This window comes from Patulibacter minatonensis DSM 18081, from assembly GCF_000519325.1.
Classification (GTDB): domain Bacteria; phylum Actinomycetota; class Thermoleophilia; order Solirubrobacterales; family Solirubrobacteraceae; genus Patulibacter; species Patulibacter minatonensis.
In genome coordinates this window covers 3,550,752-3,553,569 of sequence record NZ_KI912613.1, presented here as the reverse complement: position 1 = coordinate 3,553,569, position 2,818 = coordinate 3,550,752, and the positions used below count along the sequence as shown (strand labels likewise).

The window sequence follows — 2,818 nt, the reverse complement described above, 5'->3', positions numbered from 1 at the left end:
CGGACCTCGCGGGCCTGAAGGGCTCGGCCCGGATCGTCCGGAAGACGACCCGCGCCGTGCCGGTCCTCGGGCCCGACGTGCGGGCCGCCCGCGGGACCTACCAGGACGCCATGACCCGCGGCTACCGCATCCTCGACCGACGCAAGAAGCCGAAGTGGCCGAGCTACAAGGTCGTGGTCGGGCTCGGCGACGCCGGCCAGTACTACGGCGTCGAGGGCACGACCTGGGGCGCGCCGCCGATCCTCGACCTCGCGACCGACCGCATCCGCCTGGCCGGCCGCACGTGGGAGGTCCAGTACGACGGCCGCGACGTCCGCCGCCTGATGTGGAAGTCGGGCTCGGGCACCTACTGGATCACGAACACCCTGACGAACGAGCTCTCCGCCAGGGAGATGTACGCGCTCGCCCGGGGATTCCGGGCGGCGCGCTGACTACCGCGCCATCAACGCGTCCATGCCCACCGCGGCGGAGAGCACGAGGCGGCGGTCGATCTCGTGCTTGGTGTCGGCGCTGAAGTCGAGGTCGTAGACGTCGCGGATCCGCCAGCGGCGGCGCCGGTTGACGCCGATGACCTCGCCCTCGGGGTTCAGGAACTCGAAGTCGAACGCGATCGGCAGCCACTCCGCGAAGTTGCCGATGTACGGCACGAAGCCGACCAGGCGACGGAACAGCGCCTTGCCCATGCTCTTCTCGCGGGCCGTGATCTCGGTGCCGGTGGAGCCGTTGGTGAGCACGAACGTCGAGCGGAACAGCGACTTGCCGAACACCTTGCGGATCGTCCCCACCACGGCGCCGTCCGGCGCGGTGATGTCGTAGGTGGCCTTCGGGTCGAAGCGCTGGCGCGCCTTGATCCGCAGCAGCTCGGTGGTGCGGGTGTCGTCCGTGAAGAAGCCGATGTCCTCCTTGAACTTGAACCGCTTCTGCTGCACGAAGCAGAACGGCTCGCTCTCGCCCTGGCCGTCCTCGCCGGTCGGCACCGAGAACTCGTACTGGTTGACGATGAGCCGGATGCGCTGGTGGAGCACGAACCGGTCGTGCTGACTTGGATCGATCATGCGGCCGATCGTGTCACGCGACGCGGCGGCCCGGTGAAGATCCTGGACGTGTCGTGGACGCCGTCCGCGCATGGCCCCGTCGGACCACCGTTGTGTGAGCGTCGGCACGCCACGTGCACCGTCCGGTCGTCCGACGTGGTTCGATACGCACGCGTGAGACCGACGACGCCCGCCCACTCCCGGCCCATGAGCCGTCCAGCCGGCCGCCCGTGAACGCTCCCCCGGAGCGCGGGCGCAGCATCGTCCCCCAGCTGCTGCTCGCCGGGATCGCGATCGCCCTCGTCGTCGCGCTCCTGGTGACGAAGGTGTTCCACGACGAGGCCGAGCGCATCGTCGAGCCGCTCGGCAGCGTCGACCGCGAGACGAAGCAGCAGCTGACGAAGCCGCAGCCGGACGGCCCGCAGACGATCCTGCTGGCCGGGCTCGACCACCGCTACGCCGACGGCCCGAACGCGAAGAGCCGCTCGGACACCATGCTGCTCGTGCGTCTGGACCCCGAGGCCGACGCGACCGCCGTGCTCTCCCTCCCCCGCGACCTGCGCGTGAAGGCGCTCGGGAAGAAGGGGCAGCAGAAGCTCAACACCGCCTGGTTCACCGGCGGATCCTCCCGGCTGGTGCGGATCGTCAGCCGGCGGGTGCTCGGCAGCCCGGACGACCCGTTCGAGATCAACGGCGTCGTCGCCGTCCAGTTCGACGCGTTCGCGAAGGTCGTCAACGGCCTCGGATGCCTCTACGCGGAGGTCGACCGCAAGTACTTCATCGCGCCCAACTCCGGGCACGCCCAGATCGACCAGCCGGCCGGGTACCAGCTGCTCTGCGGCCAGGACGCGCTCGCGTACGTGCGCTTCCGGGTGCAGGACAGCGACTTCCTCCGCGAGGCGCGGCAGCAGAACTACCTGACCGAGGTCCGCACCCAGATCGACCCGGTCGGCGTGCTCCGCGGCAGCCTGCTGAGGCGGATCGGACGGAACGTCCGCACGAACATCAAGACGTCCCGGCAGCTCCTGGCGCTCGGCAAGCTCCTGATCTACATGGTCGACAAGCCGACCGCGCGGATCGAGCTGGACGACCTCCGGGACGCCGGCGACGGGACGGGCGACGTGCTCACCAGCGAGGCGAGCCTCCAGCGGGCCCGCGAGCGGTTCCTGGGCCCGCGGGTCGCCCGGCAGAAGTCGGAGCAGCCCGACCGGCAGGCGACGACGAACCCGGAGCTCGTCGGCAAGGGCAAGCGGCTCTCGGGCGCCGACCCGCCGACCCTGGTCGCGGACCTCGCGGGCCTGAAGGGCTCGGCCCGGATCGTCCGGAAGACGACCCGCGCCGTGCCGGTCCTCGGGCCCGACGTGCGGGCCGCCCGCGGGACCTACCAGGACGCCATGACCCGCGGCTACCGCATCCTCGACCGACGCAAGAAGCCGAAGTGGCCGAGCTACAAGGTCGTGGTCGGGCTCGGCGACGCCGGCCAGTACTACGGCGTCGAGGGCACGACCTGGGGCGCGCCGCCGATCCTCGACCTCGCGACCGACCGCATCCGCCTGGCCGGCCGCACGTGGGAGGTCCAGTACGACGGCCGCGACGTCCGCCGCCTGATGTGGAAGTCGGGCTCGGGCACCTACTGGATCACGAACACCCTGACGAACGAGCTCTCCGCCAGGGAGATGTACGCGCTCGCCCGGGGATTCCGGGCGGCGCGCTGACTACCGCGCCATCAACGCGTCCATGCCCACCGCGGCGGAGAGCACGAGGCGGCGGTCGATCTCGTGCTT

2 protein-coding genes and 1 pseudogene are annotated in these 2,818 nt (G+C 70.8%); 2 read left to right on the top strand and 1 reads right to left on the bottom strand.

What is annotated here, in order from left to right; translation table 11 throughout:
• Positions 1–431 (top strand): annotated as a pseudogene (locus PATMI_RS30865) (hypothetical protein); the annotation flags it as partial.
• On the opposite strand, the gene PATMI_RS0116470 reads toward PATMI_RS30865, so the two are convergent.
• Complete coding sequence (locus tag PATMI_RS0116470; RefSeq protein ID WP_036726019.1) at positions 432–1,055, bottom strand: LURP-one-related family protein; 624 nt, start codon at positions 1,053–1,055, stop codon at positions 432–434.
• Positions 1,056–1,264: 209 nt separating this feature from the next.
• Between PATMI_RS0116470 and PATMI_RS0116465 the strand changes: the two genes are divergently transcribed.
• Positions 1,265–2,749 (top strand): LCP family protein, encoded by a 1,485-nt coding sequence (locus PATMI_RS0116465; RefSeq protein ID WP_026911679.1) that lies wholly within the window; start codon positions 1,265–1,267, stop codon positions 2,747–2,749.
• Positions 2,750–2,818: the final 69 nt, after the last annotated feature.

Bases quoted from the DNA above. Each gene is read 5' to 3' on its own strand.
- PATMI_RS0116470 (WP_036726019.1), bottom strand. From the start codon at position 1,055: ATGATCGATCCAAGTCAGCACGACCGGTTCGTGCTCCACCAGCGCATC.